This is a genomic window from Planktothrix rubescens CCAP 1459/22 (assembly GCA_904830895.1).
Taxonomy (GTDB): domain Bacteria; phylum Cyanobacteriota; class Cyanobacteriia; order Cyanobacteriales; family Microcoleaceae; genus Planktothrix; species Planktothrix agardhii.
This window is the reverse complement of record LR882958.1, coordinates 3868831-3884492: the sequence shown is the minus strand read 5'-3', so window position 1 is coordinate 3884492 and position 15662 is coordinate 3868831. Positions and strand designations below refer to the sequence as shown.

The 15662-nt window shown below is 38.5% G+C and carries 18 protein-coding genes; 7 read left to right on the top strand and 11 right to left on the bottom strand.

Translation table 11 applies throughout. From position 1 onward, the window contains the following. Positions 1–10: 10 nt before the first annotated feature. The 5 genes from NMG86_RS17960 to NMG86_RS17940 form a co-directional block, all read right to left on the bottom strand. Positions 11–970: a glycosyltransferase gene (locus tag NMG86_RS17960; protein ID WP_026798247.1), complete on the bottom strand. Its 960-nt coding sequence runs from the start codon at positions 968–970 to the stop codon at positions 11–13. Positions 971–989: 19 nt separating this feature from the next. Beyond that, the gene (locus tag NMG86_RS17955; RefSeq protein ID WP_026798246.1) at positions 990–1862 is read right to left on the bottom strand and encodes a glycosyltransferase; all 873 of its coding nucleotides are present in this window, start codon (positions 1860–1862) and stop codon (positions 990–992) included. A gap of 80 nt (positions 1863–1942) precedes the next feature. Then, positions 1943–2608, bottom strand: coding sequence for a glycosyltransferase family 2 protein (locus tag NMG86_RS17950; protein ID WP_026798245.1), 666 nt, complete (start codon positions 2606–2608; stop codon positions 1943–1945). Between the two features lie 22 nt (positions 2609–2630). Then, positions 2631–3737, bottom strand: coding sequence for a class I SAM-dependent methyltransferase (locus NMG86_RS17945; protein WP_026798244.1), 1107 nt, complete (start codon positions 3735–3737; stop codon positions 2631–2633). Positions 3738–3790: 53 nt separating this feature from the next. Continuing rightward, positions 3791–4678: a beta-1,6-N-acetylglucosaminyltransferase gene (locus NMG86_RS17940; RefSeq protein WP_026785799.1), complete on the bottom strand. Its 888-nt coding sequence runs from the start codon at positions 4676–4678 to the stop codon at positions 3791–3793. Positions 4679–4875: 197 nt separating this feature from the next. Between NMG86_RS17940 and NMG86_RS17935 the strand changes: the two genes are divergently transcribed. Next, entirely contained in the window at positions 4876–5808 is a 933-nt protein-coding gene (locus NMG86_RS17935; protein WP_026798242.1) for a class I SAM-dependent methyltransferase, read from the top strand. Positions 5809–5962: 154 nt separating this feature from the next. Here the strand turns inward: NMG86_RS17935 and NMG86_RS17930 are convergent, their stop codons facing one another. Beyond that, entirely contained in the window at positions 5963–6628 is a 666-nt protein-coding gene (locus NMG86_RS17930) for an HAS-barrel domain-containing protein (RefSeq protein WP_026785801.1), read from the bottom strand. Positions 6629–6700: 72 nt separating this feature from the next. After that, entirely contained in the window at positions 6701–6898 is a 198-nt protein-coding gene (locus NMG86_RS17925; protein WP_026785802.1) for an NAD(P)H dehydrogenase subunit NdhS, read from the bottom strand. Positions 6899–7816: 918 nt separating this feature from the next. On the opposite strand from NMG86_RS17925, the gene NMG86_RS17920 reads away from it, so the two are divergent. From NMG86_RS17920 to NMG86_RS17905, 4 genes are all read left to right on the top strand, one after another. Then, a complete protein-coding gene (locus NMG86_RS17920; RefSeq protein WP_026785803.1) occupies positions 7817–8287 on the top strand; it encodes a DUF29 domain-containing protein in 471 nt (156 codons plus the stop codon). Positions 8288–8387: 100 nt separating this feature from the next. Further along, on the top strand, positions 8388–8639 hold the full coding sequence (locus NMG86_RS17915; RefSeq protein WP_026785804.1) for a DUF2281 domain-containing protein: 252 nt from the start codon (positions 8388–8390) through the stop codon (positions 8637–8639). Between the two features lie 3 nt (positions 8640–8642). Next, positions 8643–9065 carry a type II toxin-antitoxin system VapC family toxin gene (locus NMG86_RS17910; RefSeq protein WP_026785805.1) on the top strand — a complete coding sequence of 141 codons (423 nt, stop codon included), beginning with the start codon at positions 8643–8645 and terminating at the stop codon, positions 9063–9065. 5 nt (positions 9066–9070) lie between these two features. Then, a complete protein-coding gene (locus NMG86_RS17905; RefSeq protein WP_043936830.1) occupies positions 9071–10318 on the top strand; it encodes a bifunctional folylpolyglutamate synthase/dihydrofolate synthase in 1248 nt (415 codons plus the stop codon). 101 nt (positions 10319–10419) lie between these two features. Here the strand turns inward: NMG86_RS17905 and NMG86_RS17900 are convergent, their stop codons facing one another. Together NMG86_RS17900 and pheS are read right to left on the bottom strand one after the other, a co-directional pair. Continuing rightward, on the bottom strand, positions 10420–11073 hold the full coding sequence (locus NMG86_RS17900) for an SH3 domain-containing protein (RefSeq protein ID WP_043936831.1): 654 nt from the start codon (positions 11071–11073) through the stop codon (positions 10420–10422). Between the two features lie 38 nt (positions 11074–11111). Further along, positions 11112–12113 carry a phenylalanine--tRNA ligase subunit alpha gene (gene pheS, locus NMG86_RS17895; RefSeq protein WP_026785808.1) on the bottom strand — a complete coding sequence of 334 codons (1002 nt, stop codon included), beginning with the start codon at positions 12111–12113 and terminating at the stop codon, positions 11112–11114. A gap of 53 nt (positions 12114–12166) precedes the next feature. Between pheS and surE the strand changes: the two genes are divergently transcribed. Further along, positions 12167–12973 carry a 5'/3'-nucleotidase SurE gene (gene surE, locus NMG86_RS17890; protein WP_026798241.1) on the top strand — a complete coding sequence of 269 codons (807 nt, stop codon included), beginning with the start codon at positions 12167–12169 and terminating at the stop codon, positions 12971–12973. Positions 12974–13099: 126 nt separating this feature from the next. Here surE and infC read toward each other — a convergent pair whose 3' ends face one another. Then, on the bottom strand, positions 13100–13633 hold the full coding sequence (gene infC, locus NMG86_RS17885) for a translation initiation factor IF-3 (protein WP_026785810.1): 534 nt from the start codon (positions 13631–13633) through the stop codon (positions 13100–13102). A 152-nt stretch (positions 13634–13785) separates the two neighbouring features. Here infC and NMG86_RS17880 point away from each other — a divergent pair, with 152 nt between their 5' ends. Continuing rightward, positions 13786–14709: an alpha/beta fold hydrolase gene (locus NMG86_RS17880; RefSeq protein WP_026785811.1), complete on the top strand. Its 924-nt coding sequence runs from the start codon at positions 13786–13788 to the stop codon at positions 14707–14709. A gap of 183 nt (positions 14710–14892) precedes the next feature. Here the strand turns inward: NMG86_RS17880 and NMG86_RS17875 are convergent, their stop codons facing one another. Further along, a complete protein-coding gene (locus NMG86_RS17875; protein ID WP_026785812.1) occupies positions 14893–15630 on the bottom strand; it encodes an SDR family oxidoreductase in 738 nt (245 codons plus the stop codon). Between the last annotated feature and the right edge of the window lie 32 nt (positions 15631–15662).

The window sequence follows — 15662 nt, the reverse complement described above, 5'->3', positions numbered from 1 at the left end:
TATCTGTAGATTAGTTCACAGGTAATTCCTTCCTAAAAATTCCAGTTGCAACTACTTGTTCAACTATATTTGGATAAAATTTCTGAGCAATTTCAGGAAATCTACCTAAAGCAATAGGCCCACCCAAGCAATGAAGCAAGCAAATATCATTTTTCTGCTTCAGCATAGATTGTTTGATCATAGATAAAGCTTTAAATTGGCACATTTCATGTATTTCAGTAAGTGTCTTAACGGATTTATTCTCTATTCTCGATATAGCGTCTATTGGGGAAATATTGTATATACAAGGAAGGCTTTGAACAGAGAATTGTGCCTTATTAATAGCTCTAATTAGAGCTAACTGATCTTGCTTTTTGAATTTTAGCCACTCCCGATTCCATAACTCAAATAAAGACTGAGTTTGGGTGGTGTTTCTCCAAAGAATTACTCCACTATTAAAGTGAGTTGTACTTTCTGGCAAATATTGTAAGGTGTAATTCTTCTCTTCTTCTGAAATATGAGCGCACAATCCCAATGTTGGAACTAGGTCAACCACCATACACATATCTCCATAATCAAGATAATCCCACAGATCAGAAATAGGTTTGAAGGGAAGAATATCCGCGTCTAGGAATAGTGTTTCCTGATATGGACTAAATTTTGATAGACTTGTCTTGATATCCCTAGATGAGAATGAACCGCTATCATTTATCTCACTAAGATTAATAAATCTAGCACTAATTTCGTACTTTTCAAGAGGGAAAAGTTTAAGTAATGGATGATCAGAGATTATAGTAATAGGTATATTTGGTTCTATCTGACGGAGGACAATCGCACTAATTAAAGTTGCTTCCAGATATAAAACATTTCCTGTTGCACAATAGATAACTCCTCTATTTTTCATATAAAAACCTTTGAAAATGGTAAAATTCGTTTTAAAGGACTGCAAGGTACTTTGATTAAGTGGTTTCGCTGAACCAAGAATCTCCACGCCTTCAGGCTGGGGAGTGTCAACTCACAGGTAATTCATTCCTAAAAATTCCAGTTGCAACTACTTGTTCAACTATATTTGGATAAAATTTCTGAGCAATTTCCGGAAATCTACCTAAAGCAACATATCCACCCCAGCAATGAATCAAGCAAATATCATGTTTCTGCTTCAACATAGATTGTTGGAGCATAGATAAAGCTTTGAATTGGCACAGTTCATGTATTTCAGCCAGTGTATTAACGGATTTATTCTCTATCCTCGATATAGCGTCTATTGGGGAAATATTGTATATACAAGGAAGGCTTTGAACAGAGAATTCTGCCTTATTAATAGCTCTAACTAGAGCTAACTGATCTTGCTTTTTGAATTTTAGCCACTCCCGATTCCATAACTCAAATAAAGACTGAGTTTGGGTGGTGTTTCTCCAAAGAATTACTCCACTATTAAAGTGAGTTGTACTTTCTGGCAAATATTGTAAGGTGTAATTCTTCTCTTCTTCCGAAATATGATCGCACAATCCCAATGTTGGAACTAGGTCAACCACCATACACATATCTCCATAATCAAGATAATCCCACAGGTCGGAAATAGGTTTGAAGGGAAGAATATCCGCGTCCAGAAAAAGTGTTTCCTGATATGGACTAAAGGTTGATAGACGTGTCTTGATGTCCCTAGATGAAAATGAACCGCTATCATTTATCTCACTGAGATCAATAAATCTAGAACTAATTTCGTACTTTTCCAGAGGGAGAATTTTCAGTAACGGATGATCAGAGATGATAGTGATAGGTATCGTTGGTTCTATCTGACGGAGGACAATCGCACTGATTAAAGTTGCTTCCAGATATAAAACATTTCCTGTTGCACAATAGATAACTCCTCTATTTTTCATATAAAAACCTGTGAAAATTGTTGGTTAAATTTTGTTACTTTATGTTACTTGGTTTTCAGCTAATTTAGCAAAACAAAATATTAATTTTCATGTAAAGAAATATTTTCTAAAACACTCTTAGTAATACTTGTTTCTGCTCTTGTGTAAATATAGGTTTCTGGGTTGGTAATGTTTTCGGTTTTAAATATTTTTTCTGCTCGTTGCCAAAAATCTGTATCTTCACCATAAGCAATATTATCAAATCCTTTTAATTCAAAAAATACTTTACGTTTACCGAAAAATGTGGGGCCTAAAACACATTCTTTTAAATTAATAGTTTTTCCTGGTTCATAATAATCAGGCACTAAAATTTCTTCTTCGGAAAAGAATCCACCTTGTATTAAATCAATTTCAGGATGAGATTTTAGATAATTAAGCCGTGATTTTATATGATTAGGTGCATAAGTATCATCACTATCTAAAAATGTGATATATGGGCTAAATGAGGCTTGGATACCCACATTTTTAGAGTAGGCTAATTTGCGGTTTTTATGTTTCAAATAACGGACATTTTGAGTTTTTTCTAAATAGGGATTAACTATTTCAAATGTATGATCATCACTACCATCATCAACTACTAACAATTCCCAATTTTGAAAAGTTTGATCAATCACACTATCAAGACATTGATTTAAATATTTTGCTCGATTGTATGTACATAAAATGATGCTAACTTCTGGTTGAATATCAAATTTGATAGGACTCATGGCAATTTATAGATTGTGAATTTTATTTCTCAGCAACGATACAGGTAGCAACCGGATAATCTGGATGAAATGCGTCTAGTTCTTCAGTTGTCAGTTCTTCCACAGCAATGCCATGATAACTAGCTATGACCGTTGTAGGATTACCATAAACATATAACTTTTGCTGAGAAAAGTTTCTAAACATCCAAGCAAAAGCATCAGGTAAAGGCCGCCAATAGTCCATTGGAGTAGCATGAATTCTAATGGAACTGGGAACCATTGCAAAACATTTACCTCCAGGTTTTAACCAAGTATAAATATTTTCTACTACTTGCCAAGGTGCGTAACAATGTTCGAGAACATTAAATATTACGATGGAATCAAATGACTCAGGTTTAATCATAGATGTATCGTGAGCATCACCCACTATATCTATTCCCAAACCGGGTTCTATATTCATAATTTGATAGGATGTACCAGGGTTAACTTCATAGAAATCCTTATCTTTTGGTATTCCTCCTATTTCCAAAATATTCCCAGAAATTTGCGTTTGAATTTCCTGTAAATATTTGCTAAGATAATATCTATCTACGGGTGTACCCCTAGTTAAGCCAAATGCTTGACAAATAGGAACAGCTTTTTTTAAATCACCCCAATCTATAGAATTTGTAGCAGGAGATAGCAACCCAAGTTGTTCTAAATGTTCTACTAGCTTGCGAAATTCTTCTATATTTTTAATAGATTCTAAGTCATCTTTTAATTGATATTTAAAAAATAATTGTGTCAGAACTTGGTAATTTTCTTGACTAATATCGCCAAGTTCAAATAACATTTCTTTTTCAATAAAGCTGCGAAATCCTTTACCAAAAATTGTAATTTTTCCATCGGCTAAAAATACTATGGCATTTTCAATCAGATGTTGATATTGCTCTAGCTCCTCAGTCAGTTTCTCTGCTACTGAAGCTGATTTAATTTGTTCAAATATTAGGTAAGCTTTTTCTAAAGAATGTTCGTGAACAAATATTTCTAATATTGTTAACCAAGATTTAGCCGTAATAATTTCTGCTGTGCGCTGACTCCAAGCAAAAATAGCATACAGTTGGGAATCTTCTATTTTTAAAAAAGCATTACTTACATAAGTTTTAATCATACAATTTTTTTTGATTTTTAACTGAGATGAATCTGTAATCAAGACTGAAGTTATCATGCTAAAGTAATAGTGTCAAGTTGATCAAGAATATTGCTATCTACATCTATATCAAATTTCCGCGCAAAATGGCATGATGAGGCAAGAAGATGGGGCAAATCTTCCATAACCATTGTTTTGGGATGAGCCCCTTGTGTTGACCAGTCTACATAGCGGTAATCATCGTTTTTTAGATTAAGGTGTGGTGCATTAGCCAGGATAGTTTGAAAATATGATTCATCTACAAACATTCGATGATAATAGTGTGATGCTAAGGCATTTTTTTGATTGTGAAACTCAATAATATATTCTGCCGCTCGTTGATTTGCACAAAACCATAGACCTCCAGCAAAGCAGCGAAATTTATTAGAAAATGGCAGAAAGGGTTTAGTTAATAATGGATGTTCCAGACGAATTGTGAAATTTTTGAAGAAGGGAACTGAAAATAATTCGTAACTACAATATCGCTGATAGGCTAGTATTTGCCAGATAACGCTCATTTTGACATTTTGTTTATAAACTTTATATATAATTTCTTCATGGTGTATATAAGCATCATATTCAGTTGAATTGAAATCGTCTAATATCTGTTTAGCAGTTTTGATGGGATAGTCTGCTCCACTGAGTAATATAAACCAATCTGGCGGATTTACAGACTCATACATTAGTTTAATGGCTTTAATTATAGCTTCTACTGCGGAAAATTCACCCCATGCGGTTTCTATATGGGGACGGACAAAGGAGATGTTTTTCGGTAGGGTATCCACAGATAAATCACATTTAGAAAAATCATGATGACAGACAATAGTTGGATAATTGAACATTCTGTTTAAATGATCTATTAGTCTGTAAATTTGCTCTGGGTTTCTGTGGGTAAGTAAAATAAAACCTATGGATAATGACATTCTGCTCCTAATTTTTTTATGAGAACAACAACTAACAGCACAGGATATTCAAGATTTTTATCCAAAATAGACGAATCCATGTTAACATAACGGAGGCTTTAATCAAAGCTTGTCGCCAAAATTGTCATAAAATTACCGATTTAGGTTTTTTGTATACAATTAAGCAATTATTTATGATCTAATGATCCCATGAATTAATGAATTTTGATAATCATCAGTTAAATCTTAATTGGGCTTGGCGGATTGGGGAAGAAGGATTCCTAAAAATTGTTGACTTGATCAATGAGAAAGTTAATTTGCCAAATTATATTTTAGAATTTGGTAGCGGTGCAAGTTCCGTCCGTCTAGTTTTAAGTTTTCCTCAAACCAAAATAATCTCAATAGATGCAGATTTAGACTGTTATCATCAAACTCAAGAGCTTGCTAAAGAATTTCTTCAACCAGAATCTCTCTTTGAGTTAAAATATCAGCCTTTGAGTTTTCAAGAATATGGTTTGGGTACGATTTTTGCTTATACTCAAGATAATTCCTTAAACAACCTTAGTTTTGACTGCGTAATTATAGATGGGCCACCATTCTATACCTTAAGAGGAAGAGAAGCCTGTTTATATCAAGTCTATAACCAACTCCGTATTGGTGGTATTGTTATTTTGGATGATTTCAATCGAGAAAGTGAAAAGATTATTTTAAAAAATTGGTTGTCAGTATATCCCGATAGTTTTGATATAGAAATTATTGAATCAGGACATCACCTGGCTATTCTTCAGAAAAAACAGTCAGTAAAACCTGATTTCCTTAATGAATATAGACACAATGATAGCATGGAGATTAACCAAAAATACAGGAAACTTCGGGCTGCATTCTTAAACCTAAAAGATGCCGATTTTATTAAAATACTTGAGTCTTTACCCAGCAATGTAATTATCCCGGCACTCAAAGATAAAGATAACTTGGATAATTTTCTCAAACTAATGTTGACAATTCAAACAACATATCAAAGTGCTTCTGATCAAGTTAATTTTATTTCTGAGTCTCAATCAAATTTGACGGCTGAAGAAATTTTTCAGCAACAAACTGAGATTTTCTGTTCTTGTTTAGACTTGTTAAATTTAACCGAATCAAACCTATAATTTTCCTCTCTCCAAGAGTAACGGAGGAGAGTTAAATATACTTTTAACCTAGGAAAAAATGCAGTATTCCGATGACATTTGGCTAAATTAGTTTATTTAATACTTGCTTAATTCGGAAAGTGACAAAAGCTGAATCAATTTAATTCCTCCATAATCAAGGATGAATTTGTTTGAGAATCACCCGCAAGCGATCATAATCATCTTTTAATAAAATGCTCAGGGTTCGTCCCGCTTCAATTAACCAAGCTCGATCTAATGTTTTGAACTTATAAACTTCTCGAATTGCCGCAGCCACCAAAGAATCCACCGGAGCATTACCCACATCTAATAAAGTTCTTAAAAAATCTAATTCCTGACTAAAACCAACAATTTCATCCGGTTCGCATTCATACACCCCCTGATGAATTTGAGGAGGACGGGGCGGAATATATTGATAAATCTTGCCCCGTTGCGGTTGAGAATTATTTCCCTCACCCACCAACTCAAACCCCACAATTGCCACCCGAAATTCCGTTTTTAACATCGCAAAAATTTGCGGTTGCTGTTCTCGCAATTCCTCTAAACTTAATCCTAGCGCCCTCGCCCGATGCACCGAATCAATCGGGCTAGTTGTAGCATGATAAACTACCCCATAAACCTTATTTCCCGACTCCTCATCCCTAGATTTAACCCAACTTCCAAACGCAGGCATCACCGGAAAACTTAAATCTTCCGGTTCCAAACATTGGGCTAAATATTCCGTTGTCGCCGTTTCAATTACCTCACCAATATGTTGTTGAGAACGGGCAGAAGTTGAAAATGCAGGAAAGGGAAGACGCATAAATCAGTTATCAGTTATCAGTTATCAGTTATCAGTGTAGAGACGCGCCATGGCACGTCTCTACTATCATTATTACTTTTTGCCTTTGCGTCCAGCAGTTGTATCAATGGCTTCTAGTTCAGAACGTCTGAAAGTGACCAGTTTATCCCAGTTTCCTCCTTCAAACAGAACAGCGACCTTCCCGTCACAGACTCGTTGAACTAGACCTTGGAAACCGTAATAAGTATCAATAGGGTTCGTGACTCGCACGGCGGAACCTGGCAAAATCATAATATTTTAAGGCTTAGGTGGACTCAATCTTAGTTTACCCCCCCCTGCCCCCTTTGGTAAGCAGGGCTGTTTCATTTTCACGGCTTCCCAACAGTTGAAACTGTTACCGCGATTTGTAATCACTAATATTTGATTTCAAAACCCGCGTCGGCGGGTTTCGCCTGTGTAGCGACAGATTTCAATCTGTCGGAATCTGAAAACATGAAACAGCCTGGCTTGGTAAGGGGGGTGAAGTTATAGCCTTTGCCATATCGCTGAAAACCTTGACAGCAAAAAGTTTTGGCTATTATTGAAAAAAAACTTTCCCAAAACCCTTGCGTAAATCAAAATAAAATGCTTAGATGTAGAAATGTGAAAATTCAAAAGCGAATCAACACATAACCCAATCCGGGGGCGTGGCGGAATGGTAGACGCTACGGACTTAAAGATAAATTGAGCCTTGAGGCGAGAAATTCCTCAAGTGTAAGCTGTCAAATTCAGGGAAACCTAAATCTGTAAATTCAGACAAGGCAATCCTGAGCCAAGCCTAGGGGTATTAGAAATGAGGGAGTTTCCCCAATCTAAGATCAATACCTAGGAAGGTGCAGAGACTCGACGGGAGCTACCCTAACGTTAAGCCGAGGGTAAAGAGAGAGTCCAATTCTCAAAGCCAATTGGTAGTAGCGAAAGCTACGGGAGAATGAAAATCCGTTGACCCTTATAAGGTCGTGTGGGTTCAAGTCCCACCGCCCCCATACCTAAAAGTTGAATATAATAGCAGGCAATCAGTAAGAAAAGACTTTACTCTCTGGATTTGAGTATAATCTTATGTTCTGTGCTATACAAATTATCAGTTGATAGGGTGCGTCTTACGCGCCTTTTTCAGTTATAAATTAATATAATAGACCCTAATCCTCTTAACTCTCAAATGAGGTATCAATGGTAAGCTCTAAACACCCTCAATTAAAATCAACAGAAAATTTAAGCCTGTATGAACAAGATTTTTACTTATGGATTGAAAATACGGTAAATCAGTTAAAAACAGGGCAATTATTAGAGGTTGATTTGGGAAATTTAATTGAAGAAATCGAATCTATGGGACGCAGTGAAAAACAAGCACTAGAAAGTAATTTAATTATTGTTTTACTACATCTATTGAAATATAAATATCAACCAGATAAACGTTCCAATAGTTGGTTATCTTCGATTTATGAACATCGTAGAAGACTGAGAAAAGCATTAAAAAGTAGTCCTAGTTTAAAACCTTACTATACAGAAGTGTTTGAGGAATGTTATCAAGATGCTAGACAAGAAGCAGCCTTAGAAACGGGTTTAACTTTAGAAGTATTTCCTGTGGTTTGTCCGTTTACACCAGAAGCTACCCTCGATAGTGAATTTCTACCGAATTAAATTAACAAAATCACTCAATCTAAATGATTTTCTAGTAGAGATATGTTATAATAAATTGAATATAGCAATTTTATATTATTATCAACCATAGGAGAAGATCATGACTCAAACTATTACTCAAGCAGAAGCCCTTGTCGAGATAATTAAAACCTTATCGCTTCCACAACAGGAGGAAGTGATTAATTTTATTGAATTTTTGCATTTTAAAGCCCAAAAACCAGAAATTAAACCTCAAGAAGCAGAACAACAAGGGATTTCAGCCTATGAAGCTGCTAAAGAGTTTGCAGGTTGTTTAGAAGGTGGCCCTTCTGACCTCTCTACCAATAAAAAGTATTTACAGGGGAATTGGTAAAAAATGAGAAATAAGATTTTATTGGATACAGGGCCGTTAGTATCTTATCTAAAACGCCAAGATAAATATCATAGTTGGGCAGTGACTGAATGGGGAAAAAGTCAATTGCCATTATTCACTTGTGAAGCGGTTATTTCTGAAGCGTGTTTTTTGCTGCATCGAACCTATGGAGGAGAGGAAGCTGTTATTGCTTTATTGAAATCGGGAGTGATTAAAATACCCTTTCATTTAACAGAAGAAATTGAAGCTATTGGAAATTTAATGCAGCGTTATCAGAATGTACCAATGTCTTTAGCCGATGCTTGTTTAGTCAGAATGAGTGAATTAATTCCAGGGAGTTCTATATTAACCTTAGATAGTGATTTTAGAATTTATCGCAAAAATCAGCAGGAAATGATTGATTTAATAATTGCTGATGAAATATAAATAATATGGAAAAATTTTTACAAAAATATCAACGATTTGGGATTAATTTAGGTTTAGAACGGATTAAAAACCTACTAAAACGCTTAGGAAATCCTCACCTAAATGTTCCTATAATTCATGTAGCCGGAACTAATGGTAAAGGTTCGGTTTGTGCTTACCTATCTTCTATTTTATCACAAGCAGGTTATCGAGTTGGACGCTATATTTCCCCCCACTTAGTCGATTGGACAGAACGTTTATCAATTAATGAACAACCGATTTCACAAGCGGATTTTTTAGAAGTTTTACAACAGGTAGAAAATGCCATTCCCCCCGATGAAGTTCCCCCCACTTTATTTGAAATTGTCACCGTTGCAGCTTGGGTCTATTTTGCTCAACAAAAAGTAGATATTGCAGTCATGGAAGTAGGGTTAGGGGGACGTTTAGACGCCACTAATGTTTGTGATCATCCCTTGGTTAGTGTGATTACTTCCATTGGTTTAGACCATCAAGAATATTTGGGGTCAACGATAGCAGAAATTGCCTTTGAAAAGGCGGGAATTATTAAATCTAACTGTCCAGTTGTCGTGGGTATTTTACCCCCAGATGCTAAACAAGTAATTCAACAACGGGCAACGGAATTAAACGCCCCTGTAACCTGGGTTAAACCTGCGGTTTGGGTAAAACAAAATGGTATACAGCAAACAGCTAATTATCAAGGTTTAGAATACCCTTTACCCCTATTGGGAGAAATACAATTAATCAATTCAGCGATCGCGATCGCTACTATTCAAATTCTACATCAAAAAGGATGGAAAATTTCAGAAAATGCCTTAATTCAAGGCATGGAAAAAGCTCAATGGCCAGGACGCCTGCAATGGATTACCTGGAAACAACATCGCCTATTAATTGATGGAGCCCATAACCCCGCCGCGGCGATCGCGTTACGTCAATATATAGATAGTTTAGAGGTTTCATCTATTATTTGGGTGATGGGAATGTTATCGACAAAAGATCATACTAATATTTTTCAAGCCCTATTAAGACCCGGTGATCAATTATATTTAGTTCCTATTCCTAATCATCCCCATGCAGACCCCCAACAGTTAGCAACTCTAGCTAAAAGTTTATGTCCCGATTTAAAGAATTGTCAAACCTATCCCACATTAATTCCCGCGTTAGACGCTGCTATTAAAAATGAAAATACCTTACCAGTTATTTGTGGATCATTGTATTTATTAGGTTGTTTTTTTGAACTTCTGCAAAAAACTTGAATCCCGTTATAACCCCTTTGTGCCTCCGTGTCTTTGTGGTTAAATATAGTTAAATATAGAGAGTTAAATATAGAGAGACGCGCCATGGCACGTCTCTACTATTACCGACACATAATCAAAGTATTAGCTGAGATATATCCCTCCTCGGGCTCACTAATGCCAACCCAATCGCGTTTTTCCCCATTCGGATCAGGAATTAACTTATAATTCTGTATCAGTCTAACTCGGGCTCCTGAAGCCAAACTCCCAACCCGGTCAGAAAATCGAGAGGGTTTTTCCCTGACCACAACCCCATTGGGGGCGGCGGCAAAATCAATTTGACGACATAAACTAACGGGTTGTGTTGTTGGAGGTTCGGGTTTTTGTACTTGACCCGAACAGTCTTGCAAATTCCCACTTCTATCAGGAAAACCATTAGAAATATAACCCTTAATCGGGGCGCTAATTTCTACCCAAGTCCGACCATCCGGGCCACGAGTCCCGCCGGAATTATTAGCTAAAGTCACTTCCGTTTTAAATCCCACACCCCCAACCACCGGAGAAGTGGGAGTCGGTCGAGAATGAACCGCTAACCCCTGTTGTTCCCCAATAATTCGGCACAAACTAGAACGGTTTTGGGCTATTTTTGTTTCTGAATTTGTTGTCGGGGGTTTAGTTTGTATCGTTGCTAAAGTGGGTAATTGACTCCCCATAACCGCTAATACAACTAATGCTAAAACCCGAAAAGACTTACTCCTCAATCCCAAATTATTCATTAATTTCACTCCTCATTAACCACACTCAATTTTAACAATTAGAACTGACGTAAAAAGCGTAAATCACTGGCATAAACCCGCCGAATATCATCAATTTGATGTAAAACCATTGCAAACCGTTCTACACCAAAACCGGCCGCAAATCCCGTGTATTTTTCCGGGTCATATCCAGCCGCTTTTAACACATTCGGATCAACCATGCCACATCCTAACACTTCTAGCCATTTTCCTTGCCATTGTAAATCCACTTCGGCCGAGGGTTCAGTAAAGGGGAAATAACTCGCCCGAAATCGCACGGGTAAATCCCCGAACATTTGCCGTAAAAACTCTTTAATTGTGCCTTTTAAATCCGTAAACTTTAAGCCTTCTTCAATAGCTAATAGTTCAATTTGATGGAACACCGCCGCATGGGTCGCATCAACGGTATCCCGACGATAAACCCGACCGGGGGCGACAATGCGGATGGGGGGTTGGTGTTCTTCCATGTAGCGAATTTGTACCGATGAAGTATGGGTTCTTAATAAGTTACCATCGGGTAAATAAAAAGTATCCTGCATATCCCTAGCTGGATGGTCGGGGGGAGTATTTAGGGCTTCAAAATTATAATAATCCGTTTCCATTTCCGGGCCAGAAGCCACGGTATATCCTAACCCAACAAATATATCCAAAGCCCGATCAATAATGCCATTTAGGGGATGAATTCGGCCCTGGGAATGATAGACTCCTGGCATGGTGACATCCAGGGTTTCCGACTGGAGTTGGGCTTCGAGTTGGGCGCGTTGGAGGGCGGTGCGTTTATCCTCTAAACCCGTTTCTAAGGCTTTTTTGACATCATTAGCTAAAGCTCCAATGCGGGGCCGTTCACTGGGGTCTAGTTTTCCCATTCCCCCTAAAACGACTGAAACTTTGCCTTTTTTGCCTAAATAGTTAATTCGCAATTGTTCTAATTCCTCTAGGGTTTGAGAAGTTGCGATCGCATCTGTTCCTTCGGTGCGGAGGTCTTCGAGTTGGGTTTCTAATTCACTAAGTTGGGTTGCCATATCACCATTCAAAATAGACTATTTAAGGATGACCGTTTAATTAATTAAAGTCAATGAAACTATTAATTAGTAATGATGATGGGGTTTTTGCCCAAGGAATTCGCAGTTTAGCCAATGGTTTAGCCCAAGTCGGACATGAAGTAACTGTGGTTTGTCCCGATCAAGAACGTTCGGCAACGGGTCATGGTTTAACCTTACACCATCCCATTCGCGCTGAACAGGTAGAGGATATTTTTGAACCGTCCGTAACCGCCTGGGCCTGTTCGGGAACCCCCGCCGACTCGGTGAAAGTGGGACTATTTGGGGTGATGGAAACCCCGCCGGATTTGGTTTTAGCCGGAATTAATCATGGGCCGAATGTGGCCACGGATATTCTGTACTCCGGTACGGTTTCAGCAGCCATGGAAGGGTTAATTCAAGGAATTCCCAGTATTGCTTTTAGTTTGGGGAGTTATTCTTCACGGGAGTTTCAAGGGGCGGTGGAATTTGCCCAACGGTTAATTCACACCTTAGAAAAACATCCCCTACCCGAAGCGATGTTACTAAATGTTAATGTTCCCAGTGTCCCCCCCCAGGACATTCAGGGGGTGAAGATTACCCGTCAAGGAATTCGTCGTTATGTTGATATTTTGGAAAAACGTATCGACCCTAGGGGAAAAACCTATTATTGGTTAACTGGAGAATTAATGGAAGATGTAGAACTATTAAACGAACCCTCAGACTTGGATGAATGGATGACGGATGTTCATGCTTTACGTCAAAATCTGATCACCATCACCCCCCTACAATATAACCTTACCCATATTACAGAATTACAAAAGTTACAAACTTGGTCGCAGATGTTAAGTATTCACAATTAAAGTCCCCCTTGCTAACAAGGAGGATGGGAAGATTTCTAGTTTCGGCTGGTAATTAGAGATTGGGTGCTGAAGCTGACATCCCAAGGCAACCGAATCCTTAGAAGTCAGCCATTCAACACCTGAATTCTACTTTTTGGGTGAGAGCAACATCATCATGCTGCGTCCTTCTTGTTTGGGTTCCTGTTGCACCTCAGCCAATTCTTGTAACTCAGAGGCCATACGTTCCAGGAGGCTTTTGGCGAGGTGGCTGTGTTGAATTTCCCGACCACGGAACATAATGGTGGCTTTAACTTTATCCCCTGATTGCAGGAAGCGTTTGGCTTGATTGACGCGCACTTTGTAATCGTGCTCGTCAATGATGTAGCGCATTTTGACTTCCTTGACATCAACGGTGTGTTGTTTTTTCTTGGCTTCTCGAACTTTCTTTTCCTGTTCGTACTTGTATTTGCCATAGTCCATAATCCGACACACCGGGGGGTCGGCTTTGTCGCTAACCAATACCAAGTCGAGTTCCTTTTCCTCCGCCATGCGCGAGGCTTCCCGGGGGGTGAGAATCCCTAATTGAGAGCCATCTGCATCTATGACCCGGATTTTAGGAAACCGGATATTTTCGTTAATTGGAGGCAAATTGCGATTGATTTTTTTATCGGTCACAGGCATTAAAGAAGTTTGCAAGCGATTCAATATGATGGTGATATGGTTCTACAGTTTCCTATTGTACTCATTCCCATCGATATTCTGTTCCAAATTTAACCTAAATTCCATAAACGTTAAGATTATCAATATAAAGTTATGTTGTGATCGGAGGATATTTGATTAGTTCCGCAAGCTGGCAAGACCAAGTAGGTGATCAACGGGATTGGATTTGGCGGGGTTGGCGGATTCGTTACGCCTATAGTCGGCCCGGTTTGTCCCTATCTTCTAGTCCCAGTTACCCGATGTTATTTTTACATGGATTTGGGGCTTCTATTGGACATTGGCGATATAATTTGGCTGTATTGAGTCAAACGAGTATGGTTTATGCTTTGGATTTATTGGGTTTTGGCGGTTCGGAAAAAGCGATCGCCCCCTACAATACTCAATTATGGGTAGATTTAGTCTATGATTTTTGGAAAACGTTTATCCGAGAACCTGTAATTTTAGTCGGCAATTCTATCGGGTCTTTGGTTAGTTTAATGGTGGCATCCCAAAACCCTAAATTAGCAAAGGGATTAGTTTTAATTAGTCTTCCTGACCCCGGATTACAATTAGAAATGTTACCGCCTTGGTCAATTCCTGTGGTAGAAACTGTGCAAAATATTGTGGCTTCTCCTCCAGTTTTAAGGCTATTTTTTGCCTTAGCTCGTCGTCCGAGTTTTATCCGGCGTTGGGTACAGTTAGCCTATAATAATCCCGATGCAATTACCGATGAATTAGTTGATATTTTAGTAACTCCGGCTCTGGAACGGGGGGCAGCCCGGGCTTTTTGTTCGATTATTAAAATGATGGGAAATCCTCGTTTGGGCCCAACAGTTAAAAGTCTATTTCCCCAATTAACGGCTCCTATTTTGTTACTTTGTGGCTTACAAGATCGTTTAATTCCAGTTAAATTTGCTAACCCTCGTCAATATTTACAATATTACTCTCAATTAAAATTAGTGGAATTGGAAAATGCCGGACATTGCGCCCATGATGAATGTCCAGACAGGGTAAATAGGGAAATTGTAAACTGGATGATTGAAAATTTCGATGACTAAGCTACTATAGCAATCCTATTTGAGTTGTGTTTAAAATCCCTGATCAAAAGGGAACACCGGAACAGCCCCCCCAAACCCCCCGTGCACGGGGGGCTAGGGGGGGAGGGATCTGGGGTAATACTTCTGGCCGTTTCATATCAGTATTGAAATGTTACAACCTATTTAGGATTGCTATATAGTCGATTAGATCAAGGTGACTCCACCCTCAACAGGTAAAATCACCCCGGTCATATAGGGATTAGTCATCAAACTTAATACCGCTTGCGCTAGTTCATCGGGTTGCCCCAGATGGGCCACAGGTAAGGCTGCGATCGCCCACTTACTGAGGTCTGAACGTTCAGACTCGCCTTGACTGCTCCAGATGCTGTTATCCTCTATCAGTCCAGGAGCAATCACATTGACCCGAATTGGTGCGATTTCTAAGGCCAGCGATCGGCCAAATGCGGCAACGGCACTATTAGCGGCGGCGATCACGGAAATCCCTCCCAGTTTTGAAGATTTAAACATAGAAACACTGGAGGTTAGGGTAATGGAGCCATCGGTGGCTATGGTTTTCAACCCGGCACGCACAGCAAAAAATGTTCCCCAGAACTTGTCCATGGCACCTTGAGCCGTTTCTGTGGTCATTTCTGCTAATAGCGATCGGGGCATATTTCTGTCTCCGATAGCAGTTACGACTAAATGATCAAAGTTTCCCACTTCTTCAAAAAAAGTATTAACTGAATCTTGATTCAAAATGTTAACGGTTTTAGCTTCAATCTCTCCATAAATTAATCCGATCGCCTGATTTAATTTCTCTGAAGATGGGTGAGAAAGTACAACTTTTGCCCCCAATTCTAGCATTTTATTGGCGATCGCCAGGTCAACTCCTGAATTCATGCCAATAATAACTACCTTTTTTCCTGATAGCAACTCAAACATTATTTTCTCCTGGGTATCAAAATATAAAACTA

Excerpts from the sequence above, each read along its gene's own strand:
- NMG86_RS17950 (WP_026798245.1), bottom strand. The coding sequence starts at position 2,608 with ATGAGTCCTATCAAATTTGATATTCAACCAGAAGTTAGCATCATTTTA.
- NMG86_RS17920 (WP_026785803.1), top strand. The coding sequence starts at position 7,817 with ATGGTAAGCTCTAAACACCCTCAATTAAAATCAACAGAAAATTTAAGC.
- surE (WP_026798241.1), top strand. The coding sequence starts at position 12,167 with ATGAAACTATTAATTAGTAATGATGATGGGGTTTTTGCCCAAGGAATT.
- NMG86_RS17900 (WP_043936831.1), bottom strand. The coding sequence starts at position 11,073 with ATGAATAATTTGGGATTGAGGAGTAAGTCTTTTCGGGTTTTAGCATTA.
- pheS (WP_026785808.1), bottom strand. The coding sequence starts at position 12,113 with ATGGCAACCCAACTTAGTGAATTAGAAACCCAACTCGAAGACCTCCGC.
- NMG86_RS17945 (WP_026798244.1), bottom strand. The coding sequence starts at position 3,737 with ATGATTAAAACTTATGTAAGTAATGCTTTTTTAAAAATAGAAGATTCC.
- NMG86_RS17930 (WP_026785801.1), bottom strand. The coding sequence starts at position 6,628 with ATGCGTCTTCCCTTTCCTGCATTTTCAACTTCTGCCCGTTCTCAACAA.
- NMG86_RS17915 (WP_026785804.1), top strand. The coding sequence starts at position 8,388 with ATGACTCAAACTATTACTCAAGCAGAAGCCCTTGTCGAGATAATTAAA.
- NMG86_RS17905 (WP_043936830.1), top strand. The coding sequence starts at position 9,071 with ATGGAAAAATTTTTACAAAAATATCAACGATTTGGGATTAATTTAGGT.
- NMG86_RS17940 (WP_026785799.1), bottom strand. The coding sequence starts at position 4,678 with ATGTCATTATCCATAGGTTTTATTTTACTTACCCACAGAAACCCAGAG.
- infC (WP_026785810.1), bottom strand. The coding sequence starts at position 13,633 with ATGCCTGTGACCGATAAAAAAATCAATCGCAATTTGCCTCCAATTAAC.
- NMG86_RS17925 (WP_026785802.1), bottom strand. The coding sequence starts at position 6,898 with ATGATTTTGCCAGGTTCCGCCGTGCGAGTCACGAACCCTATTGATACT.
- NMG86_RS17875 (WP_026785812.1), bottom strand. The coding sequence starts at position 15,630 with ATGTTTGAGTTGCTATCAGGAAAAAAGGTAGTTATTATTGGCATGAAT.
- NMG86_RS17935 (WP_026798242.1), top strand. The coding sequence starts at position 4,876 with ATGAATTTTGATAATCATCAGTTAAATCTTAATTGGGCTTGGCGGATT.
- NMG86_RS17910 (WP_026785805.1), top strand. The coding sequence starts at position 8,643 with ATGAGAAATAAGATTTTATTGGATACAGGGCCGTTAGTATCTTATCTA.
- NMG86_RS17955 (WP_026798246.1), bottom strand. The coding sequence starts at position 1,862 with ATGAAAAATAGAGGAGTTATCTATTGTGCAACAGGAAATGTTTTATAT.